A 25,486-nucleotide genomic window follows, 5' to 3' on the forward strand; every position below is an offset into this window, starting at 1 on the left:
ATGTTACCTCGCGCCCGACCCGGTAGCCGTAAGGGATAAGCCGAGGGTACCGCGCAGCGGCGATTTTGTTCGCCAGAGCCTGGGGGTGCAGGGGGCGGCGGCGATTGGCCGCTCCCTGCGCGCTCCTTGCGCCAGTGGCAATATGTGGCTTAGCTCATGAAAGGAGCGCAACAAGATGATGAATCAACATATAACAACATATTAAAAAAAAGGCCTGACATTGCGCCAGGCCTCCTGCGTTAATTAATCACGCTTTTCCAGCAGGGTCCGGTAAATCAGACCACCGATAATACCGCCGACAATTGGCACTACCCAGAAGAACCACAGCTGTTCTAACGCCCAGCCGCCCTGGAAGATGGCAACTGCGGTGCTGCGCGCCGGGTTAACGGAAGTGTTAGTCACCGGAATACTGATTAAGTGAATCAAGGTTAACGCCAGACCAATCGCGATCGGCGCAAAGCCTGCCGGCGCGTATTTGTCAGTTGCACCGTGGATCACCAGCAAGAAACCGGCACTCAATACCAGTTCAACCACCAGTGCAGAAAGCATGGAATAGCCGCCCGGTGAATGCTCGCCATAACCGTTAGAAGCAAAGCCGCTGGCCGCTGCGTCAAACCCAGCTTTACCGCTGGCGATTAAATACAGCAGTGCCGCCGCAACAATACCGCCGACAACCTGGGCAATTACGTAGCCAACGACTTCTTTTGCCGGGAAACGGCCACCAGCCCATAAACCAATAGTGACCGCCGGGTTAAAGTGGCCACCGGAGATATGACCGACAGCGAAGGCCATCGTCAGTACAGTCAAACCAAACGCCAGCGCGACACCGGCAAAGCCAATGCCTAATTCCGGGAACGCTGCCGCCAGCACGGCGCTACCGCAGCCACCAAATACAAGCCAGAAAGTACCAAAACATTCAGCTGCTAATTTTCTGAACATATCCACCTCAATTAAAAATTGACCCTGTGAAAAATATGGTCGTTTTATAGGGTCGTCGTAAAAAATGACGACAGAAATAATGCATCGGTATTTTAAAAACGAAGTCGAGCCATTCGCCAGATAAATAAATCCAGTAATTTTGATTTAGGGCAACAGTAAGTTCCCCCATATAGTCATTTGCCTGATTGACAGTGTAGTGCAAACGGCTGAAATAAGCCTTTAGAGGTAATAAAAATAATTTACAAGGTTAATTATTTGATTTTATTGTTTTTTAATGAGAGACAACATGAAGACGTATAACACAATTATTCGCTCATTTTTCAGACATTTGCCATGCTTAATTGTGATGTCGTCACGTATTGTCTCGGCCTTTCCCGTTATACTGCCAGAGTAAAGGATGAGTAACATATTTCTGGAGGGGATATGATTCTTGAGCGCGTTGAAATTGTGGGCTTTCGCGGTATCAACCGATTGTCATTGATGCTGGAGCAAAACAACGTCCTGATTGGGGAGAACGCGTGGGGTAAATCCAGCTTGCTGGACGCCTTAACCCTGCTGTTATCACCAGAGTCAGATCTCTACCATTTTGAACGCGATGATTTCTGGTTTCCGCCAGGTGATATTAATGGTCGGGAACACCATCTGCATATCATTCTGACCTTTCGCGAATCGCTGCCTGGACGGCATCGTGTACGCCGTTATCGCCCGCTTGAAGCATGCTGGACGCCCTGTACTGATGGTTATCACCGCATTTTTTATCGCCTGGAAGGGGAAAGTGCGGAAGACGGTAGCGTGATGACGTTACGCAGCTTTCTTGATAAAGACGGTCATCCGATTGATGTCGAAGATATTAACGATCAGGCGCGTCATCTGGTGCGTTTAATGCCGGTTCTGCGTTTGCGCGACGCCCGTTTTATGCGCCGCATTCGCAATGGAACTGTACCAAATGTACCCAATGTGGAAGTCACCGCGCGCCAGTTGGATTTTCTCGCCCGCGAGTTATCCTCACACCCGCAAAATCTCTCCGATGGGCAGATTCGCCAGGGGCTTTCGGCAATGGTGCAACTGCTTGAGCATTATTTCTCGGAGCAAGGGGCCGGGCAGGCGAGATATCGCTTAATGCGTCGGCGAGCCAGCAATGAGCAACGGAGCTGGCGTTACCTCGATATCATCAACCGGATGATTGACAGGCCAGGGGGGCGTTCGTATCGGGTCATTTTACTCGGCCTGTTTGCCACTTTATTGCAGGCAAAAGGGACATTGCGACTGGATAAAGACGCGCGTCCGTTATTGCTAATTGAAGATCCAGAAACCCGCCTGCATCCGATTATGCTTTCCGTTGCCTGGCATCTGTTGAATCTTTTGCCTTTACAACGTATTGCTACCACCAACTCTGGCGAGCTGCTTTCGTTAACTCCAGTGGAACATGTTTGCCGCCTGGTGCGTGAATCTTCTCGTGTTGCCGCCTGGCGTCTGGGGCCAAGTGGCTTGAGCACCGAAGACAGCCGCCGCATCTCTTTTCACATTCGTTTTAATCGTCCGTCATCGCTGTTTGCGCGCTGCTGGTTGCTGGTGGAAGGGGAAACAGAAACCTGGGTTATCAACGAACTGGCGCGCCAGTGTGGACATCATTTCGACGCCGAAGGGATTAAGGTCATTGAGTTTGCCCAGTCCGGGCTAAAACCACTGGTGAAATTTGCCCGGCGGATGGGGATTGAGTGGCATGTGCTGGTCGATGGCGATGAAGCCGGGAAGAAATATGCCGCAACGGTGCGCAGCCTGCTGAATAACGATCGCGAAGCTGAACGTGAACATTTGACAACGTTACCGGCGCTGGATATGGAACATTTTATGTATCGCCAGGGGTTTTCCGACGTGTTCCATCGCGTGGCGCAGATCCCGGAAAACGTGCCGATGAATTTGCGCAAAATTATTTCAAAAGCGATCCATCGCTCTTCCAAGCCCGACCTTGCCATTGAAGTGGCAATGGAGGCCGGACGTCGTGGTGTGGATTCCGTACCGACGCTGCTGAAAAAAATGTTCTCACGCGTGCTGTGGCTGGCGCGCGGTCGGGCTGATTAACCGCAAAACATCCTTGCCATCTGCGGCTGAATAGCGTCAAGCATCTCGTAGCGTCGACGGTATTCAGCCCGCTTTTTGCTGGCGATATCCGCAATCTCTTTTCGCGCTATTCGATTGGGAAGCCGATAATGCCGCTCGGCATCGCATTCGCCACCAACCGATTCCCAGAACGCGTTATAGTCAGCATGGATTTTTCCTTCCTTATCGCGATAACGCAGGCTGCGGTAAATATGTGTTTCATTGCTGACAGCAATAATTTGTTCGACCTGTAAGCGTTGAGCGAAGAGGCAGACCGCTTCCATCACGAGTCGTTTGGGAAATAGCCCGTGGCAGGCTTTCGTCGCATTCTGGATCTGTTGGTGTGGAATTTCCCATTTCGCACCTTGCAGCCCGCCTATAAATAACGTCCTTTTCCCCTGATACTCACACAGTGTAAATGTGATCTCCGCCAGAGGAATACCTTCGCTGTTGCGGAACAGAATTGTGCTGTCACCTTCCTTATCCATTGAGATCATCATGGTCAGTTCAAGCGTGAACTGCTCGCCGTTTTTTCCTTCCAGCTTCGCAAGTTGCAGTCCCGGGGTGTTCAAATATAAGCTGAACTCTTCCGCCGACATGCACGCGCGCAGCAATGCATAATGGTAACGTAACGCCTCCAGCAATTGCTTACGGGTCATATTCACGGCAAGGTAAGGGCGATGCAGGCGAACCGGCAGGCGCGGCTGACGCGTTAACAGCGTTCTGAGATTAGGCCAGTGGGAGAGTTCGTTCATCCACTCAACGCTTAAACGCGGCATAATCAAAGAGCGCAGCAAAAATTTCTGGCGAAACCGACGGCGATGCCAGAATTTACCCGGCCGCCACTGACCCCCTGCCAGATTAAGGAAAAGAGACATGCTGCTAAGAGATTCAGATGGTGTAAATGCTCGTTCAGTGATCTGAGACATATTCATAAAATCAATGATTATACGTAACACCGATTTCACCATCGGGCATCTTAACCAAACATCAATCGTATAATTACTAACGTAAATTTTCGGTTTTTGTTGATGTTTCGTTGAAGTTGGCAGCCCCGTACGCGCATATGGAGCATTCAGAGTATTTATGAAAAAGCGAAAAAAACTTAAGAAGCGTTACGCTATTGCGCTGGTGATAGTCATCGCTGCGCTGATTGCGTTGTGGAGAACACTCAACGCGCCCGTGCCGACTTATCAGACATTGATTGTCCGCCCCGGTGATTTGCAGCAGAGCGTGCTGGCGACCGGAAAGCTGGACGCGCTGCGTAAGGTTGACGTGGGCGCGCAGGTCAGCGGTCAGTTGAAAACGCTGTCGGTGGCGATTGGCGATAAAGTAAAAAAAGACCAGCTTTTAGGGGTTATTGATCCTGAACAGGCTGAAAACCAGATCAAGGAAGTGGAAGCGACACTGATGGAGCTGCGTGCGCAAAGGCAACAGGCAGAAGCAGAACTGAAACTGGCAAGGGTGACATACTCACGCCAGCAACGACTGGCGCAAACGCAGGCGGTTTCGCAACAGGATCTTGACACCGCAGCGACGGAGATGGCAGTTAAACAGGCGCAAATAGGTACTATCGATGCGCAAATCAAACGGAATCAGGCGTCACTCGACACGGCGAAAACGAATCTCGATTACACCCGCATCGTTGCCCCGATGGCTGGGGAAGTTACGCAAATCACCACTCTGCAAGGGCAGACGGTGATTGCCGCACAACAGGCGCCAAACATTCTGACGCTGGCAGATATGAGTACCATGCTGGTGAAAGCGCAGGTGTCGGAAGCGGATGTCATTCACCTGAAACCCGGTCAAAAAGCCTGGTTCACCGTGCTTGGCGATCCGCTGACGCGCTACGAGGGGCAGATTAAAGATGTGCTGCCGACGCCAGAAAAGGTCAACGACGCCATTTTCTACTACGCCCGTTTTGAAGTACCAAACCCCAATGGTTTACTGCGCCTGGATATGACTGCGCAAGTCCACATTCAACTCACTGATGTGAAAAACGTACTCACCATTCCGTTGTCGGCACTGGGGGATTCGGTTGGCGATAACCGTTATAAAATCAAACTGCTGCGTAATGGCGAAATACGCGAGCGCGAAGTGACGATTGGCGCGCGCAACGACACCGATGTTGAGATTGTCAAAGGACTGGAAGCGGGCGATGAAGTGGTGATTGGTGAGGCCAAACCAGGAGCTGCACAATGACGCCCTTGCTCGAACTAAAGGATATTCGCCGTAGCTATCCTGCTGGAGACGAGCAGGTTGAGGTGCTAAAGGGTATCAGCCTGGATATTTATGCAGGTGAGATGGTGGCAATTGTCGGGGCTTCGGGCTCTGGTAAATCGACCCTGATGAATATTCTCGGCTGCCTGGATAAAGCGACCAGTGGAACCTATCGCGTTGCCGGCCAGGATGTTGCCACGCTGGACGCCGATGCGCTGGCGCAGCTTCGTCGTGAGCATTTCGGCTTTATTTTCCAGCGTTACCACTTGCTTTCGCACTTAACCGCCGAGCAGAACGTTGAAGTACCCGCCGTCTATGCCGGACTTGAGCGTAAACAGCGATTGCTGCGCGCTCAGGAGTTGCTGCAACGACTGGGACTGGAAGAACGGCTAGATTATTACCCCGCCCAGCTTTCCGGTGGCCAGCAGCAGCGTGTCAGTATTGCTCGTGCGTTAATGAACGGTGGGCAGGTGATCCTCGCCGATGAACCTACCGGCGCACTGGACAGCCATTCTGGCGAAGAGGTGATGGCGATATTGCATCAGTTGCGCGATCGCGGGCACACGGTGATTATCGTTACCCACGATCCACAGGTTGCGGCTCAGGCGGAGCGGGTAATCGAAATTCGTGACGGCGAAATTGTGCGTAATCCTCCCGCCATTGAAAAGGTGAATAACGCCACGGGGACGGAATCGATAGTCAAAACGGCGTCTGGCTGGCGGCAGTTCGTCAGTGGTTTTAATGAGGCGCTGACGATGGCGTGGCGGGCGCTGGCAGCGAATAAAATGCGCACCTTACTGACCATGCTGGGGATTATTATTGGTATTGCGTCGGTGGTTTCTATCGTCGTGGTGGGCGACGCCGCCAAACAAATGGTGCTGGCGGATATTCGTTCTATTGGTACGAATACTATTGATGTCTATCCCGGGAAAGATTTTGGCGATGACGATCCGCAATATCAACAGGCGCTAAAGTACGACGACTTAATCGCCATCCAAAAACAACCGTGGGTTGCCTCTGCCACGCCCGCCGTCTCGCAAAACCTGCGCCTGCGTTATAACAATGTTGATGTTGCCGCCAGCGCCAACGGTGTGAGCGGCGATTATTTCAATGTCTACGGCATGACCTTCAGCGAAGGGAATACCTTTAATCAGGAGCAACTGAACGGCCGCGCACAGGTGGTGGTTCTCGACAGTAACACCCGCCGCCAGCTTTTCCCGCATAAGGCCGATGTGATTGGTGAGGTCATTCTGGTTGGTAATATGCCTGCGAGAGTCATCGGCGTGGCGGAAGAGAAACAGTCGATGTTTGGTAGCAGTAAAGTGCTGCGTGTCTGGTTGCCTTACAGCACCATGTCCGGGCGGGTTATGGGCCAGTCGTGGCTGAACTCCATCACTGTAAGAGTAAAAGAAGGCTATGACAGCACCGAAGCGGAACAACAACTCACCCGTTTGTTGTCGCTGCGCCATGGCAAAAAAGACTTCTTTACCTGGAACATGGACGGCGTCTTGAAAACAGTCGAAAAAACCACACGTACTTTACAACTGTTTCTGACGCTGGTGGCGGTGATTTCGCTGGTGGTAGGCGGCATTGGCGTTATGAATATTATGCTGGTGTCAGTAACAGAGCGGACACGGGAAATTGGTATTCGCATGGCTGTTGGCGCGCGTGCCAGCGATGTTCTGCAACAATTTCTGATTGAAGCCGTGCTGGTTTGCCTGGTGGGCGGCGCGATGGGGATAATGCTGTCGCTGTTAATTGCCTTCACCCTACAGCTTTTTTTACCCGGCTGGGAGATAGGCTTTTCTCCACTGGCGTTGCTGCTGGCGTTTTTATGTTCAACCATTACGGGCATTTTATTTGGCTGGTTACCCGCACGAAATGCGGCACGGCTGGATCCAGTGGATGCTTTGGCGCGAGAGTGATTTTTGAGATAAAAATGCCAGCCGATCGGGCTGGCATTTTGCCTTTAGGATGTACACAATGAGACAGAAGAGCTATGCGACTGCTACTTCTACTTCGACGGGCACAATAACACTGGCGTGATTGCCTTTTGGCCCTTGGTGGACATCAAACTGAACGGGTTGTCCAGCTTTTAGCGTTCTGTAACCATCCATCTGGATGGTGGAATAATGAGCGAAAATATCTTCGCCACCGCCTTCAGGGCAGATGAAACCGAACCCTTTGGCATTGTTGAACCACTTAACAGTACCCTTTTCCATGCTTCGACATCCTTCGCAAATCTTATACAAGTAAGATGGAATAAACCGGGGTCAGAGAGGGGGCAGTTCAAAACCTCGCCAACTCTTGAAATACAATTTAGAGAAATGGGGCGAGTCGTCAAGCGTTTGACAGGGGCCAGGGGGTAGGTATGCATCAAAAATTTGAAGCAGTTAACGCTATTGACAGTAATGTCACTGATGTCGCTTATACCAACGATAGATGATAATTATCTATCATGTGGAGTAGATTGGTCAGGCAAATACGCTCTTGTCAGCGGCAGAGCGTTCTGCCGGTAACCGTAACCGAAGATGATAACTGACAATGGGTAAAACGAACGACTGGCTGGACTTTGATCAACTGGCGGAAGAAAAAGTTCGCGACGCGCTAAAACCGCCATCTATGTATAAAGTGATATTAGTCAATGATGATTACACTCCAATGGAGTTTGTTATTGACGTGTTACAAAAATTCTTTTCTTATGATGTAGAACGTGCAACGCAATTGATGCTTGCTGTTCACTACCAGGGGAAGGCCATTTGCGGAGTCTTTACCGCTGAGGTTGCAGAAACCAAAGTGGCGATGGTGAACAAGTACGCAAGGGAGAACGAGCATCCATTGCTGTGTACGCTGGAAAAAGCCTGAATGCAGGTATAAAAATTGGGGGAGGTGCCTATGCTCAATCAAGAACTGGAACTCAGTTTAAACATGGCTTTCGCCAGAGCGCGCGAGCACCGTCATGAGTTTATGACCGTCGAGCACTTGTTACTGGCATTGCTCAGTAACCCATCGGCCCGGGAGGCGCTGGAAGCGTGTTCCGTGGACCTGGTTGCGCTCCGTCAGGAACTGGAAGCCTTTATTGAACAAACCACACCTGTTCTGCCCGCCAGTGAAGAGGAGCGCGACACGCAGCCGACCTTGAGTTTTCAGCGTGTATTGCAGCGTGCAGTCTTCCATGTTCAGTCCTCCGGTCGCAGTGAGGTTACCGGTGCGAATGTTCTGGTCGCTATCTTTAGCGAACAGGAGTCGCAGGCGGCGTATCTGTTGCGCAAACATGAAGTCAGCCGTCTTGATGTGGTGAACTTTATTTCTCATGGCACGCGTAAAGACGAGCCATCTCAGTCTTCTGAACCAGGAAACCAGCCGAGCAGTGAAGAACAAGCTGGTGGGGAGGACCGTATGGAGAATTTCACGACTAACCTGAACCAGCTTGCACGCGTGGGCGGAATTGACCCGCTGATTGGTCGTGAGAAGGAACTGGAGCGCGCCATTCAGGTTCTCTGCCGCCGCCGTAAAAACAACCCGCTGCTGGTTGGGGAGTCTGGCGTCGGTAAAACGGCGATTGCTGAAGGTCTTGCCTGGCGAATTGTTCAGGGCGATGTGCCGGAAATCATGGCTGACTGTACGATTTACTCTCTCGATATCGGCTCCCTGTTAGCAGGCACCAAATATCGCGGCGACTTTGAAAAACGGTTTAAAGCGTTGCTCAAGCAGCTGGAACAGGATACTAACAGCATCCTGTTTATCGATGAGATCCATACCATCATTGGAGCGGGCGCAGCGTCTGGCGGGCAGGTAGATGCCGCCAACCTGATCAAACCGTTGCTCTCCAGCGGTAAAATTCGCGTGATTGGATCGACGACCTATCAGGAATTCAGCAACATTTTCGAGAAAGACCGTGCTCTGGCGCGTCGCTTCCAGAAAATCGATATTACTGAACCGTCGATCGAAGAAACTGTGCAAATCATCAATGGCCTGAAACCGAAGTACGAAGCGCACCACGATGTGCGTTATACCGCGAAAGCGGTGCGTGCGGCGGTGGAGCTGGCGGTGAAATACATTAACGATCGTCATCTGCCGGACAAAGCGATTGACGTTATCGACGAAGCGGGCGCTCGCGCACGTTTGATGCCGGTAAGCAAGCGCAAGAAAACGGTGAATGTGGCGGATATCGAGTCCGTGGTAGCCCGTATTGCACGTATCCCTGAGAAGAGCGTTTCTCAGAGTGACCGCGATACGCTGAAAAACCTTGGCGATCGCCTGAAAATGCTGGTCTTCGGTCAGGATAAAGCCATTGAAGCGCTTACCGAGGCCATCAAGATGGCGCGTGCGGGTTTAGGTCACGAACATAAACCAGTTGGTTCATTCCTGTTTGCTGGTCCAACCGGGGTCGGGAAAACCGAGGTGACGGTACAGCTTTCCAAAGCACTGGGTATTGAGCTTCTGCGCTTTGATATGTCCGAATATATGGAACGTCATACTGTCAGCCGCCTGATTGGTGCGCCTCCAGGATACGTTGGTTTTGATCAGGGCGGTCTGCTGACCGATGCGGTCATCAAGCATCCGCACGCGGTGCTGCTGCTGGACGAAATCGAGAAAGCGCATCCGGACGTATTCAACATTCTGTTGCAGGTGATGGACAACGGCACGCTGACCGATAACAACGGGCGCAAGGCCGATTTCCGTAACGTGGTACTGGTGATGACCACCAACGCCGGGGTGCGTGAAACCGAGCGTAAATCCATTGGTCTTATTCAGCAGGATAACAGCACCGATGCGATGGAAGAGATCAAGAAGATCTTTACGCCGGAGTTCCGTAACCGTCTCGACAACATTATCTGGTTCGATCATCTCTCTACAGACGTGATCCACCAGGTGGTTGATAAGTTTATCGTCGAGTTGCAGGTTCAGTTGGATCAGAAAGGTGTTTCTCTGGAAGTGAGCCAGGAAGCGCGTAACTGGCTGGCTGAGAAAGGTTACGACCGGGCGATGGGCGCACGTCCGATGGCACGTGTGATTCAGGATAACCTGAAAAAACCGCTCGCCAACGAACTGCTGTTTGGCTCGCTGGTGGATGGTGGCCAGGTGACAGTCGCGCTGGATAAAGAGAAAAATGAGCTGACCTACGGGTTCCAGAGTGCACAAAAGCATAAACCGGAAGCCGCGCATTAATCAGATTGTTAGGTAAGTTGATGAAGTCCGTAATCTCGTCAGGGGTTACGGACTTTTTGTTTATAGGGTGGAGGAGGTCCAGACCCTTTTTTTGATGATGATGGTAAGTTGTTGATAATTAGTGCTGCTGGAAGGTAAGGATAAAAAAGGGTGGCAGCAGGAAAATGAGATGGTTTTGCTTTATTAACAACGGGCTAAACGTGTAGTATTTGAGTTCACTGCCGTACAGGCAGCTTAGAAATGTGTCCATAAATTCCTGATAGGCTTTCGCGTGTTCACTGCCGTACAGGCAGCTTAGAAACTATTAGCGTCGAGAAATATGCTGATTTGATTGTTCACTGCCGTACAGGCAGCTTAGAAAGCAGCCAGTGCTGGTGCTGCGCATACATCTGAGTTCACTGCCGTACAGGCAGCTTAGAAATAGTATTTTAATAAATATCAGTTAGTTGAAATGTTCACTGCCGTACAGGCAGCTTAGAAAGCCTGCAACGTGACATATGAGATGGCGCGGCGGTTCACTGCCGTACAGGCAGCTTAGAAAGATCATGTCAGGTTTCCAGCTAGGGCATTTTTGTTCACTGCCGTACAGGCAGCTTAGAAATCATCCGGGAGCGTCTCAATAAAAACATTGGGGTTCACTGCCGTACAGGCAGCTTAGAAAGTTATTAGTCTTATTATCGATTAGATAAAGACGTTCACTGCCGTACAGGCAGCTTAGAAAGCGTTGGAGCGCCATTCACTTTCCGCGTGGAAGTTCACTGCCGTACAGGCAGCTTAGAAAATCGCTTTCAGCGCATCAAGTACAGTTTCCATGTTCACTGCCGTACAGGCAGCTTAGAAAGTTAGCCTGCGCGTCCCAGGTGTGCTGGCGAAGTTCACTGCCGTACAGGCAGCTTAGAAAAAGGGGCGTACCGCAACTGTCAGAATCAGAATGTTCACTGCCGTACAGGCAGCTTAGAAAAGTTGCCCGTCTCTATTTCAACGGCGTAGGGGGTTCACTGCCGTACAGGCAGCTTAGAAATCGCCGATCATCTCCGCTGAATAACGTAAATTGTTCACTGCCGTACAGGCAGCTTAGAAACATACCGGAATACCTTCGGAAAGTGCTTCTGGAGTTCACTGCCGTACAGGCAGCTTAGAAAGACCCGCCGACAACAGTATTGAGCACGAAACGGTTCACTGCCGTACAGGCAGCTTAGAAATCACTAAATCTCTGTTAGACGCCCTGTTTGATGTTCACTGCCGTACAGGCAGCTTAGAAATGCTCTGTTTGACTCTGCTTCGAATGAACGAAGTTCACTGCCGTACAGGCAGCTTAGAAAAGTGTCAGACCAGCGGCGCTCTCCGGATTGCTGTTCACTGCCGTACAGGCAGCTTAGAAATACACGCTCAATCGACTTGGTTGCAAAACCGTGTTCACTGCCGTACAGGCAGCTTAGAAAGTCGCAAGGTAGCGCGTTCCCGGTGCACGTAAGTTCACTGCCGTACAGGCAGCTTAGAAACAAAATTAAAGGCGGCAAGCCAACATCTGTCATGTTCACTGCCCTACAGGCAGCTTCACAAATACGATGATGGCAGAAATTTAGCTGCGTTATGGCGTTCTCAACTCCGAACCATTAGCCACAACACGCAATAACAATTGTGATAATTGCGATAGAAATCAATTTCTCGCACAGAAATCAATGTTGTACTAATCCTAACTCCTTCAAATAAAAATAATCACAGGATGTGTTTATGTCTTCCAATTACCTTACTCCATCTGACCTCAAAACCATTCTCCACTCTAAACGCGCCAATATTTATTATCTGGAAAAATGCCGGGTGCAGGTGAATGGTGGGCGAGTGGAATATGTTACCAGTGAAGGTAAGGAGTCGTACTACTGGAATATCCCCATTGCGAATACCACGGCATTGATGTTGGGGATGGGAACATCCGTTACTCAGGCGGCGATGCGTGAATTTGCCCATGCCGGGGTGATGGTGGGCTTTTGTGGTACGGATGGCACGCCGCTGTATTCGGCAAATGAAGTTGATGTTGATGTCTCCTGGCTCAGTCCGCAAAGCGAATATCGTCCTACTGAATATCTTCAGCAGTGGGTTTCTTTTTGGTTTGCTGAAGATAAACGACTTGCCGCCGCGAAACGTTTTCAGTTAATCCGCCTGACACATATCGATAAGCACTGGACCAGCGCGAAAATGCAGCGTGAACACGCCTTTCAGCCTGATGCTAATGCACTGCAGACCCTACTAAATCGTACTCGTGAAGAAATAGACGCGGCAGAAAACCATACGCAGCTTATGCTCGTAGAGGCCAAATTGACCAAAGCACTCTACAAAATGGTGAGCCAAACCGTGGGCTATGGCGACTTTACTCGCGCAAAACGGGGCGGTGGGATTGATATGGCCAACCGCTTTCTCGATCAGGGGAATTATCTGGCTTATGGGCTGGCGGCAGTGGCGGCGTGGGTAACCGGGATCCCGCATGGTTTAGCAGTAATGCACGGTAAAACACGTCGCGGCGGCCTCGTTTTTGACCTTGCCGATCTGATTAAAGATGCCCTGGTTATGCCACAAGCATTTATTGCCGCAATGGCGGGAGAAGATGCTCAGGAGTTTCGTCAACGCTGCATCAATATCTTTCAACAAGCAGATGCTCTGGATGTCATGATCACCTCTTTGCAAGATACGGCCCAGGCACTGGCTAAGGCTGATCAATGAATGTTCTGATTATCTCGCGCTGTACAAAAAATGCTCGCGTGGAAAGCTGCCGTATTATTGATCAGTTTGCTGAACGCACCGGTGATGCCGCATGGCAAACGGTGATTACTCTGGAAGGCGTTAATACACTCCGCCGTTTACTGCGCAAAACTGCCAGGCGAAATACCGCAGTGGCATGTCACTGGCTGAAAAAGAACGGGCAAATGGAGTTGATGTGGATTGTGGGTAATATTCGTCGTTTTAATGCACAGGGACGCGTTCCCACGAATCGAACAACCCAAACCAGCCTGGTGAACAAGGAAGAAAATCGCTGGCAATGCGCAGAGAGCATTGCGCTGCTGGCGGCTATCGCCGGGTTGTTTCATGATTTTGGTAAAGCAGGACGCAGCTTTCAGCAAAGCCTGACCCATAAGAGCGCACGAAGTTATCAACCTTACCGACATGAATGGATCTCATTGCGGCTTTTCCAGGCGTTTGTTGGTGAACAGCCAGACGATGTGTGGCTGGAGAAACTCGGGGAATTAACGGCAGATGATGAAGTTGCGATTCTTGAACGTCTGCAAAAAGACACGCCTCATTTTTCAAATAGCCCATTTAGCTCGCTGCAACCGCTAGCCAGGACGGTAGGTTGGCTGATCCTTTCCCATCATCGAATGCCGGAGAATCTTTCTCCACAGCCGGAACAATCATGCAAAGGTTGTGAAAGTTGGCTGGAGAAGCAACTGAATGCTGACTGGAATGCCGTTAACCACCGCAAGAATGACTGGACGCAACAGGATTTTGAGCAAGTCTGGCAGTTTCCATCAGGAACGCCGCTTCAAAGCGCGAGCTGGCGGGAAAAAGCGCGTCAGATTTCTCGCCGGGCAAGCAACGCGCTCGGTTTAAAGACATACGGGCAGATGGAACAGTTGTTCCCCTTACATATGGCGCGTTTTTGCCTGATGCTTGCCGATCACTACTATTCATCTAATGACGCGCAGCAAAAATGGCAGGACCCGGAATATATCGTCTGGGCAAATAGCGATCGCCAAAGCGGCACGCTCAAACAACGGGTAGACGAACATCTTGTGGGCGTCGCGCATCATGCGTATTTGCTTGGGCGGCAACTGATGCACACACGGGCATCGCTTCCGGCAATTGCCCGACATAAAGGTTTTAGCCAGCGGGCCACAGATGTGAAATATCGCTGGCAAGATAAAGCCTGGGATGTGGCGCGAGCTCTACGTGAACGAAGTCGTGAAGAGGGATTTTTCGGCGTCAATATGGCCTCGACGGGGTGTGGTAAAACCTTTGCGAACGCCCGCATTATGTATGCTCTTGCCGACGAGCGAGAAGGGTGCCGCTTTACCGTTGCGCTGGGATTGCGCACGCTGACTTTGCAAACCGGCGATGCTCTGCGCAGTCGGCTTGGCCTGGGTGAGGATGAGCTGGCGGTACTGATTGGTTCGGCGGCAGTTAAGCAACTGTGGCAGCAGGAAAAAATAGACAATGATTGCGGAAGTGCTTCACAAGAGTCGCCAACAGAGGAGCAACAGTTCGTTAAGTACGAAGGCAGTCTGCATACCGGGGCGCTGGAAAAATGGTTGAAGGATGACAGCAAACTTAAGGAGTTAGTGAGCGCGCCGATTCTGGTCTCGACGATTGATCATCTTATTTCCGCGACCGAGGGTGTGCGAGGCGGGAAACAGCTTCCGGCGATGTTGCGTCTGTTAACCAGCGATTTAGTGCTCGACGAACCTGATGACTTTGATATTGCCGATCTTCATGCGGTATGTCGTTTGATGAACTGGGCCGGGATGCTGGGAACGCGGGTATTACTTTCCTCGGCGACGCTACCGCCAGGGCTGATTCAGGCGTTGTTCGCGGCTTATCTCGCCGGGCGTAAAATGGGGCAGACGTCTTGTGGTACCAACGGTAGGTCCGTCAATATTTGCTGTGCCTGGTTTGACGAAAACGATGCTGATGCCACGCAAATTAGCGATGGCGCGGCGTTTCGTGATGCGCACACAAAGTTTGTTGCCCGGCGGGCGTTAATGCTGGCTGAAAAAGAGCGCCTGCATTTTGGGCGTGTTGCTTCAATTTCATCTGCATCAAGCGCGATACAAGACGTTACCGAAAGTGTGGCCCAGACGGTGCATACGCAAATGCTGAAGTTGCATCAGGCGCATCACCAGCGACGCGAAAGCGGTAAAACCGTTTCGCTGGGCCTGGTGCGCTTCGCGAATATCAATCCACTGGTTGCGGTGACCAAAGCCCTGATTGCAATTGCTTCACCAGAAGATGTCTGCATTCATTACTGTGTTTACCACTCCCGGCATCCGCTGGCGGTGCGTTCAGATATTGAGAAGCGACTGGATCGCGCTTTTACTCGTCATAACGAACTCGATTTCTGGAACAACGAAGATATCGCAGATGCCTTACATAACCGTCCGGAATCGCACCATCTGTTTGTGGTGTTGGGGACATCGGTTATCGAAGTGGGGCGTGACTGGGATGCGGATTGGGGAATTATCGAACCAAGCTCCATGCGTTCGATAATTCAATTTGCCGGACGTATTCAGCGCCACCGTAGAAATGTGCCGACCAGTGAGAATCTGGTTATTTTGCGTAGCAATATCAAATCATTGCAGAAAAAAGCCCCCGCATTTTGTAAGCCTGGTTTCGAAACAAAAGAACACTTGCTGAATAGCCACGATATTTGCGAACTGATTCCGATCGCGGACTACCGGACGATTAACGCCTTGCCGCGGATCCTGTCTGCCAATAATGACAACAAACTGGCGGAGCTTGAACATAGTCGTTTATCCGCCGAATTGATGAGCAGTAAAAGCAAACATGTGGTGGCGGCGCAATGGTGGCGTGCACCGCTAAGCTGGAACGGCTGGATGCAGCGCCAGACGCCATTTCGTTATTCCCCTTTGCCGGAGGCGGTGTTTTTTCTGCATATGGATGATGAAGAAAGCGAAGCGCGTTTCTATTCCCGCACGGGCGACAACGAGCGTAAAGCGCAAGGAAATTTCAGGCGAGAAGAGGTGAGATGCGCCAGCGGCGTCGCTTGCTGGGGCGTGATGGATTACCAGCACGTTTTGTTGAATTTAGCTGATAAGCAAAGTTGTGAGATAGCAAACGTTGGGGAAAAGTTTGCGGAAGTGAGAGTGCCGGCCAGTGAAGAAGATGCGGTCGATGACTGGCGTTATCACCCCTGGTTAGGTGTGTTTCGCAACCTGTGAAAAAATAAGGAGGGAATCTTTTGAACAATAATTTAGTGGATTTTATAACTGACTACATCGCTTCGCGAAGGCAACCCAAAATCGAAGCCTTTGAAAAAGAAGCAACAAAGCGACAGGAACAGGGCGAGGACGCCAGCGTTATCGCTCTGGAGCGGCAGGAACTTGAAGCACGCTACCTGCCACGTAACTGGTTAACGGATGCGGCGAAACGTGCCGGGCAAATCAAATTAGTCACTCATGGCGCTAAATTCAGTCATGGTGATTCTAAGGCCAGCAGCTTTTATCTGGATACCTCCGCTACCGAAAACTATTTAAACACGGCATCGTTGGCAAATATCGCTACTGACGCGATTGGCAACGCCGCCGCACTTGACGTCGCAAAGTTGCTACAAACCGATGTGAACGGAGATTCACTGCTTGCCAGCCTGAAGCGTGGTGATTATCAGGCATTAAGTACGTTTGCAGAGGATAAAGCGCAACTGGAGCAGTGGGTAGCTGGGTTTAGCCAGGCATGGACAACTGGACGGCCTGCCAGCCATAAACTGGCAAAACAAATCTATTTCCCTGTTGCGGATGGTTATCACCTGTTATGCCCACTGTTTTCCAGTTCACTGGCGCAGGCGATGTATGAAAAGCTAACCGCCGTGCGCTTTAGTGAGGAGTCGAAAGCCATTCGCGATGCCCGCAAAGCAGGAAAATGGCACTCCCAGCCAGATATCTGGTTTCCTAATCTTGCCGAAATGCATTTTGGCGGCACAAAACCGCAGAATATTTCTTTGCTCAATAGTGTGCGGGGTGGCCGTGTCTGGCTGTTGCCGTCAATGCCGCCCACCTGGGCGACGCTGGATCGCGCGCCACAAAACATGCGCAGTATTTTTTCCCTACGCGGCGATTTCAATCGGGCGGCTTCAGGCATCATAGCCCGGATGACTTACCTGCTGAAGGTTGACATAAACAATGTTCATATCCGAACTGCGCGGGCGAAATATATTGATGAGTTGATTGATCTGCTGTTCATGCAGGCGTCTTCATTTCAGCAAGAAAAATGGCAGGGATGGTCCGCGCAATCACCAGACTTACCTCGCCACCAACAACTTTGGCTGGACCCGTGGCGAAGCCTCTCAGATGAGACTTTCAAACAGGAGCGTGAGAAAAACGACTGGCAAGAGACGGTCGCCGATGATTTCGCGCGCTGGCTGAACTATCGCCTGAAAAAAGCCCGTTTCGATGTCGGTGCTGTCGAGCAAAGGGAGTGGCGCAGTCAGTCCCTGTTTACTCAACGGATGCGTGAAATGGAAGCCGTTTTGCAGGAGGCGCTGAAATGAGTTATCTGCTCTTGTTACCCCATGTACGCATCGAAAACGCTAACGCTGTCTCCGGGTTGACCTGGGGATTCCCGTCGATGACCCATTTTCTCGGTTATGTCCATGCGCTTTCTCGCAAAGTCGTGGATGAATTTGGCGTAAGTTTTGACGGTTGTGCGGTAGTAAGCCATGAACAGCATATTCAGGCGTACAGCTCCGGGCGCGATTTTCAATTCGCTCTCACCCGTAACCCATTAACCAGAGAAGGTAAAACCGCCTCGTTCAATGAAGAGGGCCGTATGCACCTGACGGTTTCTCTGCTGATTGAATGTAATGGCGAAATTACCAATGGTGAATATGGCAGAAAAGCCCTTTGCGACCATCTGAAAATGCTTTGCCAGAGCCACAAACTGGCGGGCGGCAGCATTGTTGACATGCGCGATCCGCAGCTTTTTCATGCCCCTGAAGATGAAAAGCAACTGCGTAAAATCATCTGGCGTTTAATGCCTGGCTATGCGCTTTACGATCGCAGTGAATGGCTGGCTGAACATCACCAACAACATCCCGATATATCGTTGCTTGATGCCTGGCTTGATTTTGCTGCCGTTAAATATCAGGCCGAATCTCCGGCAGAAGACAACAGCGCACAATGGGTATACCAGCCGAAGCCAATGCCTGGTTTCCTGGTACCGTTAATGTGTGGCTACCAACGCATTTCTCCTGTTTACGCACCCGGTGAAGTTGAAAATGCGCGCGATACCTCAACACCATTTGCCTTTGCCGAAGCAGTTTATGGCATTGGCGAATGGCGCGGATTACATCGTATTACTGGCTTGCAACCGCTGATGTGGCGTTACCGTACAACGGACACTGGCTACTATTGCTCGGCAATACCAGTCGTTGACGACCCTACGATTAATGAAGATGACGATACAGAATAAGGACATAATTATGGCAAAGGCCCCTGTAGCAGTAAAAACGGCGTCAGTACTGGCATTTGAGCGCAAACTGGCAACCTCTGACGCGGTGATGTACGCAGGTAACTGGCAAGGAAATGAATGGCAACCTATTGAGATTCAGGAGAAAGCCGTTCGCGGAACCATCTCCAATCGCCTGAAAGATGCAATTTCCAGTAATGAGTTAAAGCTGAATGCAGAAATCCAAAAAGCCAACTTGCAGCGGGTAGATGTGGCAGCGCTTCCGGTTGATGCGGATACGTTAAAAGTGATGTTTACGCTGCGCGTGCTGGGTAATTTATCCTCACCTTCAGTATGTAATGATATGACCTATCAGGAGGCGCTTTCCGGCGTTATTGAAGGTTATATCAGTGAACATGGCTTTAAAGAGCTGGCGCTTCGCTATGCCCTGAATCTGGCAAATGGTCGTTTTCTGTGGCGTAACCGTATCGGTGCCGAGCAAATTCAGGTGAAAGTCACCGCTAACGACAAATCATGGACTTTTAACAGCCATGACTTCTCTTTACGTCAATTTGAACAGGGCCAGAGTAGCGTCACAGAACTGGCGGCAACGATTGAACAAGGATTGAGCGGAAAAGAGTGGGTAATGCTTACCGTTGAAGCGCAGGTTCGTCTTGGTGCCGGGCAAGAAGTATTCCCGTCGCAGGAGCTGGTACTCGACAGCAACAGTAGCAAAAGTCGCGTGTTATACCAGGTGGCTGGCATTGCCGGTATCCACTCCCAGAAGATTGGTAATGCTTTACGTACCATCGATACCTGGCATCCAAAGGTCGATGAATTGGGGGCTATTGCCGTGGAACCTTACGGTTCTGTAACCAGTCGCGGTGTGGCTTGCCGCCAACCGAAAGAAAAACTCGACTTTTATACCTTACTGGACAATTGGGTGACTAAAGGGATGAAACCAGACGTTGAGCAGCAGCACTACGTGATGGCTGTGCTGATCCGCGGCGGTGTCTTTGGTGAGAAATCGGAATAAGGAGCTGCCAATGGATCACTACCTTGAGATCCGCGTTCTGCCAGATCCTGAATTTTCGAGCGAAATGTTGATGGCGGCGTTATTTGCCAAACTGCATCGGGCATTAGGTGCAAGAGGGCAAGGCGATATCGGCGTGAGTTTCCCGGACGTAAATGTTATGCCAGGAGCGCGTTTACGCTTGCATGGTAGCGCTCAGGCATTACAGGCGCTTGAAGCCTCAGCTTGGCGTAAAGGACTTACGGACTATTGCCAATGTTCACAGGTCACTCCCGTTCCAGAAATAAAGGGCTGGCGAGTCGTAAGCCGTGTGCAGGTTAAAAGTAACCCCCAGCGTCTGTTAAGGCGTTCAGTGAAAAAAGGCTGGCTTACTGAAGAACAGGCGATTGAGCGACTGGCGACGCAAGCTGAACAGCGGACCGACTTACCTTTTCTTAATATGAAGAGTTTGTCGAGTCAGCAACAGTTCAAGTTGTTTATCCGACACGGGGATTTGCGTACAGAACCGGTTAAAGGGGTATTCAGTAGTTATGGATTAAGCGCAACCGCTACTATTCCCTGGTTTTGATTGGTTAGTTGTAATGTATAAAAGACCTGGCCTTACCGTCAGGTCTTTTTGTCTATTGAAAAGCCGATTTCTGGCTGGAAATAGAATAAAGAATTCAATGCCCTACACTTTCATCAGTATATGGATATTTATTTAAAACAAGCAATCCGTAATTAATTATACGTATTAATCTACCTTGTAATGACATCAAATAATGCCGAATAGTAAACAAGGAAAATATTTTTATGGGTATTTTTTATTTGTTACGTATTTTTGACAGTTTGATTTAAATCACAAAAACAACTTGTTTACATTGCGATAGAAAATGTAATTTGCGAAATTCATTTCCGAGAGGACAGAAACTCTTAATCACCTGGAATAAATTAGTTAAGGAATAGACTATGAAACGTTCAATTATTGCAGTTGCAGTATTATCTTCTCTTTTTATGAGTGCAGGGAATGCTGCGGAAGTGGAGAATGCAATGGGTACGTTAAATATTAACGGTAGAGTTGTAGGAACTACGTGTCAGTTCCTGAGTGGCAGTGATAATGCAACAATTGAGATGAGCGAGATTGGTATTGATCAATTTGAAAATGTACAAGTTGGCGCCCCCGTTACTACTTATTCAAATACAACATCTTTACCATTAAAAGTTAAATGTGGGGTTGGTGTTAAACCAAGAATTACTTTCTCCAGTACCCAATTTGAAGGCGCGGGTTTAAATATTACTCGTAATACTGGTGATGCAAATGATGTTGGTTTTGCTGTCTTTTATGGACAAGAGGCTAGTACCGGCAACCAGATTACTGGTAATAAACCTGTTGAATTAACACCATCTGAAAATGGTGAGTATGATTTGCATTTTACGGCGCAATACGCAAAAGCAGGTGCTGACGTGAGTAAGGGTGGGGTTAATTCTACGATAACAATGACCGTTGTTGCAGATTAATTCGTTGTTTATCGGCGGCTTTGGCCGCCGATTTCTCAAACAAGGATTGTTTAATGAAAAAATTAATAGCCTTCTTGCTGGCCGGTATGGTCACGCCTGTGTGGGGTGGTGTCTATATCTACGGCACTCGTGTTATTTATCCAGAACAGAAAAAAGAGATTACCGTTCAGTTAATGAATGAAGGTAATCGTAGCGCCCTGGTTCAGTCATGGATTGATGATGGCGATACCAGCCAGCCTCCAGAAAAAATTCACGTCCCGTTCGTGTTGACGCCACCGGTAACTCACATAAAAGGTGGCGAGGGACAACAACTCAAGATCAAAAAATTGGCGAATACCCTACCTAAAGATCGCGAAAGCTTGTTCTTCCTTAATGTACTAGACATCCCACCTAATTGCCCCGAATTAGAAGATAAGAATGGCATCAAATTCGCCATGCAAAACCGTATTAAATTTATCTACCGCCCAGAGGGACTTACTGGCGTGGATAAAGAAAGTTTTCGTCGTCTGAGCATTAAACATGCCAATGGCGGTATTAATATCAAAAACAACTCCGCAAACTGGATAACTATTCCTGAGTTGACCGGGAATGCAAAGATAAATAAGGAAACGTTGTTATTAGCCCCCTGGTCAGATAAGACTATCACCACAGCTTCAGCCATCAATAAATATACAATTACGCTTATTGATGATAATGGAAACTATTTGAGTGAAAAAGTAAAAACCGTCAAATAGATCAGGGATTGATTATGTCTAAACTTAATTCTATTACGCTGGCTATCCTGTCGGTGTTGGCTACTTCGCCTGCATGGGCGGAAGATGAAACATTTGACACCCATTTTATGATTGGCGGGTTAAATGGGGAAAAAATTTCTGACTATCATATTGATAGTGATAAGCCGATGCCGGGTATCTATGATATGGATGTTTACCTGAATAATCAGTGGCGCGGACACTATAATGTCGATATTAAAGACGATCCGGATGCAACATGTTTATCCTGGGAGCAGTTAAAGCAAATAGGTATCCTCACTGAAGGAATTAATATCGATAAAAGCGTAGAATGCGTACCACTTCGGAAAGCGGTCCAGGGAGGCAGCGTTGACTATGATATTGGGCATTTTAACCTGAAGTTAAGTGTACCCCAGGCCTATGTCGTTGAGTATGAACGCGGATATGTCCCGCCTGAAGCATGGGATCGCGGGATTAACGCATTATATACGTCTTATTATGCCAGTCAGTATTACAGTAATTATAAGCATGGAGGAGATAATAAAAGTAGCTATTTAAATCTGAATAGTGGTTTGAATCTTCTGGGCTGGCAGTTGCATTCAAATGCCAATTATACGAAAAGTGACGAGAGCAGCGGTAAATGGAAGAGTAACACGTTATATCTGGAGCGCGGAATTCCACAAATTCTAGGCACATTGCGTGCTGGTGAAATGTATACCGGTTCTGATGTTTTTGACTCCGTGCGTTTTCGCGGTGTACGCCTTTGGCGCGATATGCAGATGTTGCCGAACTCTAAACAGAATTTTACTCCAGTGGTGCGTGGTGTTGCCCAAAGTAACGCACTTGTCACTATCGAACAAAATGGCTTTGTGGTTTACCAGAAAGAGGTTCCGCCAGGTCCATTCGCCATTGATGATTTGCAACTTGCTGGTGGTGGTGCAGATCTGGAAGTTACCGTTAAAGAAGCTGACGGTTCGGTGTCGCGTTATCGTGTACCTTATTCATCTGTACCAAATATGTTGCAACCGGGCGTTTCGAAATATGAATTTGCTGCCGGACGTAGTCGTATTGAGGGAGCCAGCGATCAGTCAGATTTTATTCAGGGAAGCTATCAGTATGGCCTTAATAATTTGCTGACTCTCTATGCTGGCGCGCAGTTGTCTGATAATTACTCATCGTTTGTTCTCGGCACGGGATGGAATACACCGATTGGTGCTGTATCGGTTGATTTTACCCATTCCCACAGTGAACAAGATAACGGTGATGTGTTTAATGGTCAAAGTTATCAAATTGCCTGGAACAAATATCTCTCTCAAAGTGGAACGCAATTTTCGCTGGCGGCCTGGCGTTATTCTTCTCGAGATTATCGTACTTTTAACGATCACGTGTGGGCAAATAACAGGAAAAGCTATAATCGAGAAGATGACTCAGTTTATGATATCGCCGACTATTATCAGTACGATTTTGGTCGTAAGAACAGCTTTTCTGTAAATATAAACCAGTCATTACCGGAAAATTGGGGATATCTGTCGGTCAGCGGTCAATGGCGGGATTATTGGGAACGCAGCGGGACAGGGAAAGATTATCAACTCAGCTATTCGAACTCCTGGGAACGCCTTAGTTATACCTTGTCTGTTAGCCAGACTTACGATGAAGATAACCGCGAAGATAGACGCATTAACTTATATTTCTCAATTCCCTTCTCGTGGGGCGATGGAATCACTGAAAAACGACGAGATTTATTTGTTTCTAACTCGACCACTTTTGATAAAGACGGCTATCGGTCGAATAATACCAGCCTCAGCGGTGTAGCGGGGAGTCGCGATCAGTTCAGCTACGGGGCTAACTTAAGCCATCAACACCAGGGCAGCGAAACAACAGCAGGTGGAAACCTGACCTGGCGTGCGCCATTGGCGACTATTGGTGGCAGCTATAGCCAGTCGAAAAGATATCAACAGGTTAGCGGTAATATTCAAGGCGGTTTAGTCGCGTGGTCGGACGGGGTGGCACTGGCTCCCAGACTTTCCGATACGTTCGCCATCGTCAAAGCGCCGGGACTGGAGGGAGCGGCGGTGCAGGGATATCGTTACCTGACCACGGATAGCAGAGGCTACGCTATTTATGACAACCTGACGCCGTATCGTGAAAATACGTTGATGTTGGATATTGCCGACAGTAAAAGCGACGTGGCGCTACTGGGTAACCGTAAAAACACCGTTCCTTATCGTGGTGCGGTAGTGATGACGCAGTTTGAGACTGATAAACGCAAGCCCTGGTATTTCATCTCCCAACGCCCTGATGGCTCTCCGTTGCCGTTTGGTTATGAGGTTGAAGATGAAAGCGGCAATAATGTGGGCTTAGTAGGACAGGGAAGCCGGATATTTATTCGCACCAATGATGTTCCCGCGTCGATTCGCGTCTCGGTTAATAAACAGCAGGAACAATTCTGCACTATTACCTTTGATAACGTTATTGATGAGAATAAAGTTTATATTTGTCGTTAAAGGATTTGTTTATGAAGAAATATTGGTTTTTGTTTCTACTGGCTTTGCCATTTTGGGGGCAGGCTAAATGTACTTTGGGGCCGAATACAACAGCAAGCCAAACGATAGAACTAGATATGGCACAGGAAACGGTAATGGCTGTAATTAATACAAACTTAGTTGATACGTTCACATGTAATGCAACAAGCGATAAAATGTATTATGCAACACCGTTAAAAGATTATATTGTTGAACTTAAAGAGTCTGATTCGCAGAAATCAATCTTTATGAAATTTAATCTTGAGAGTAGTGCATTCCCTGTTTCTACTGGAATCGATTCCTGGAATGCTTCTCCAAAAGAATATAACACTCAGGATGTTATAAATACCAAGCCGTTCACTCTTAAGGCAGAATATGTTGGGCCAACGAGTAAAGTAGACCATACAATAACCACCAATATCGACAAGATAACCATCCCGCGTCCTGCCATTAGCATACTAACAGATAACTCTTGCAATGATAGTATCATAAAATGGTTTTTATGTTGGATTAGTGGGCGATTAGATAGTGATGTTTCTTATACTCAGAATATAGAATTTAGCATCAAACACAAACCCACAACCTGTAGTTTCTCGCAACCGACTTACGAAATAAGAATGCCAGAAACAACGATAAGTGAGATGCAATCTGCCAATAATACAAAATCAGGCTCTATAGATCTGGTTTTAAATTGCGACAGTGTTTATAACGTCACGACTAATCCAGTCACTTTTAAAGTTGCGCGCGGTGAATGGGATGATAGTGGAACCATTCTGAAAAACACATCGCTTAATGGTGCTAAGGGGGTTGGGTTCCAGATTTATAATGGTAACGAAACGACACCGCTAAAGCTGGGTGATACACTGATGAACAAACTAACTAAAATGGCGGCCATTGAGAATCAGTACACCTTCCCGATTACCGCGAAATATGTCCGCGTGAATGAGGAAGCACTACAGCCAGGAGAAGTCCAAAGCAAAGCCATATTTGCCGTATCCTACGACTAGTGGGTATAGTAATCAGCCACTGATTTTCACGTACTTTCGAAGAGGAAGTACGTGTTTTTTATTTAAGGCGCATTAATGCGAAAAAAAAGCCCGTAC

Annotated in this window: 19 protein-coding genes and 1 CRISPR repeat array; of the genes, 16 read left to right on the forward strand and 3 right to left on the reverse strand. The window is 49.0% G+C overall.

All coding sequences use genetic code 11. The features are described from left to right. Positions 1–243: 243 nt before the first annotated feature. On the reverse strand, positions 244–939 hold the full coding sequence (gene aqpZ, locus FEK47_RS20160) for an aquaporin Z (RefSeq protein ID WP_010347562.1): 696 nt from the start codon (positions 937–939) through the stop codon (positions 244–246). Positions 940–1,362: 423 nt separating this feature from the next. On the opposite strand from aqpZ, the gene FEK47_RS20165 reads away from it, so the two are divergent. Next, a complete protein-coding gene (locus FEK47_RS20165) occupies positions 1,363–3,021 on the forward strand; it encodes an ATP-dependent endonuclease (protein ID WP_130215656.1) in 1,659 nt (552 codons plus the stop codon). Here FEK47_RS20165 and FEK47_RS20170 read toward each other — a convergent pair. After that, entirely contained in the window at positions 3,018–3,974 is a 957-nt protein-coding gene (locus FEK47_RS20170; RefSeq protein ID WP_135405780.1) for a VirK/YbjX family protein, read from the reverse strand. The genes FEK47_RS20165 and FEK47_RS20170 overlap by 4 nt on opposite strands. Before the next feature lie 151 nt (positions 3,975–4,125). On the opposite strand from FEK47_RS20170, the gene macA reads away from it, so the two are divergent. Further along, on the forward strand, positions 4,126–5,241 hold the full coding sequence (gene macA / locus FEK47_RS20175) for a macrolide transporter subunit MacA (RefSeq protein ID WP_138183353.1): 1,116 nt from the start codon (positions 4,126–4,128) through the stop codon (positions 5,239–5,241). Further along, positions 5,238–7,184 (forward strand): macrolide ABC transporter ATP-binding protein/permease MacB, encoded by a 1,947-nt coding sequence (gene macB / locus FEK47_RS20180; RefSeq protein ID WP_135486319.1) that lies wholly within the window; start codon positions 5,238–5,240, stop codon positions 7,182–7,184. The genes macA and macB overlap by 4 nt, the downstream gene beginning before the upstream one ends. Before the next feature lie 72 nt (positions 7,185–7,256). Here the strand turns inward: macB and cspD are convergent, their stop codons facing one another. Next, entirely contained in the window at positions 7,257–7,481 is a 225-nt protein-coding gene (cspD, locus tag FEK47_RS20185) for a cold shock-like protein CspD (protein ID WP_064530179.1), read from the reverse strand. Positions 7,482–7,630: 149 nt separating this feature from the next. On the opposite strand from cspD, the gene FEK47_RS25530 reads away from it, so the two are divergent. The 13 genes from FEK47_RS25530 to FEK47_RS20245 all read left to right on the forward strand — a co-directional run bounded on the left by FEK47_RS25530 (position 7,631) and on the right by FEK47_RS20245 (position 25,390). Then, complete coding sequence (locus FEK47_RS25530) at positions 7,631–7,705, forward strand: hypothetical protein (RefSeq protein ID WP_214251107.1); 75 nt, start codon at positions 7,631–7,633, stop codon at positions 7,703–7,705. 98 nt (positions 7,706–7,803) lie between these two features. After that, positions 7,804–8,124: an ATP-dependent Clp protease adapter ClpS gene (gene clpS, locus FEK47_RS20190; RefSeq protein WP_000520781.1), complete on the forward strand. Its 321-nt coding sequence runs from the start codon at positions 7,804–7,806 to the stop codon at positions 8,122–8,124. A gap of 30 nt (positions 8,125–8,154) precedes the next feature. Continuing rightward, complete coding sequence (clpA, locus tag FEK47_RS20195) at positions 8,155–10,431, forward strand: ATP-dependent Clp protease ATP-binding subunit ClpA (protein ID WP_130205255.1); 2,277 nt, start codon at positions 8,155–8,157, stop codon at positions 10,429–10,431. A 213-nt stretch (positions 10,432–10,644) separates the two neighbouring features. Next, positions 10,645–11,994: direct repeats of the CRISPR family, unit length 28 nt; unit sequence GTTCACTGCCGTACAGGCAGCTTAGAAA. Positions 11,995–12,165: 171 nt separating this feature from the next. Then, positions 12,166–13,149: a type I-F CRISPR-associated endonuclease Cas1f gene (gene cas1f / locus FEK47_RS20200; protein ID WP_135408956.1), complete on the forward strand. Its 984-nt coding sequence runs from the start codon at positions 12,166–12,168 to the stop codon at positions 13,147–13,149. Beyond that, complete coding sequence (gene cas3f / locus FEK47_RS20205; RefSeq protein ID WP_135486318.1) at positions 13,146–16,379, forward strand: type I-F CRISPR-associated helicase Cas3f; 3,234 nt, start codon at positions 13,146–13,148, stop codon at positions 16,377–16,379. Before cas1f ends, cas3f begins: the two co-directional genes overlap by 4 nt. Before the next feature lie 20 nt (positions 16,380–16,399). After that, positions 16,400–17,704 (forward strand): type I-F CRISPR-associated protein Csy1, encoded by a 1,305-nt coding sequence (gene csy1, locus FEK47_RS20210; protein ID WP_135486317.1) that lies wholly within the window; start codon positions 16,400–16,402, stop codon positions 17,702–17,704. Beyond that, positions 17,701–18,624, forward strand: coding sequence for a type I-F CRISPR-associated protein Csy2 (gene csy2, locus FEK47_RS20215; RefSeq protein WP_135486316.1), 924 nt, complete (start codon positions 17,701–17,703; stop codon positions 18,622–18,624). The genes csy1 and csy2 overlap by 4 nt, the downstream gene beginning before the upstream one ends. 10 nt (positions 18,625–18,634) lie before the next feature. Further along, positions 18,635–19,636 carry a type I-F CRISPR-associated protein Csy3 gene (csy3, locus tag FEK47_RS20220; RefSeq protein ID WP_135405950.1) on the forward strand — a complete coding sequence of 334 codons (1,002 nt, stop codon included), beginning with the start codon at positions 18,635–18,637 and terminating at the stop codon, positions 19,634–19,636. 10 nt (positions 19,637–19,646) lie between these two features. Continuing rightward, complete coding sequence (gene cas6f, locus FEK47_RS20225) at positions 19,647–20,201, forward strand: type I-F CRISPR-associated endoribonuclease Cas6/Csy4 (protein WP_135486315.1); 555 nt, start codon at positions 19,647–19,649, stop codon at positions 20,199–20,201. A gap of 380 nt (positions 20,202–20,581) precedes the next feature. Then, positions 20,582–21,130, forward strand: coding sequence for a fimbrial protein YehD (gene yehD / locus FEK47_RS20230; protein WP_135486314.1), 549 nt, complete (start codon positions 20,582–20,584; stop codon positions 21,128–21,130). Positions 21,131–21,183: 53 nt separating this feature from the next. Next, on the forward strand, positions 21,184–21,864 hold the full coding sequence (locus FEK47_RS20235) for a fimbrial assembly chaperone (protein ID WP_138183354.1): 681 nt from the start codon (positions 21,184–21,186) through the stop codon (positions 21,862–21,864). A gap of 14 nt (positions 21,865–21,878) precedes the next feature. Then, positions 21,879–24,365: a fimbrial biogenesis outer membrane usher protein gene (locus tag FEK47_RS20240; protein ID WP_135486313.1), complete on the forward strand. Its 2,487-nt coding sequence runs from the start codon at positions 21,879–21,881 to the stop codon at positions 24,363–24,365. Positions 24,366–24,376: 11 nt separating this feature from the next. Continuing rightward, the gene (locus FEK47_RS20245) at positions 24,377–25,390 is read left to right on the forward strand and encodes a fimbrial protein (RefSeq protein ID WP_135486312.1); all 1,014 of its coding nucleotides are present in this window, start codon (positions 24,377–24,379) and stop codon (positions 25,388–25,390) included. Positions 25,391–25,486 lie beyond the last annotated feature (96 nt).

It is taken from the genome of Escherichia sp. E3659, from assembly GCF_005781135.1.
Classification (GTDB): domain Bacteria; phylum Pseudomonadota; class Gammaproteobacteria; order Enterobacterales; family Enterobacteriaceae; genus Escherichia.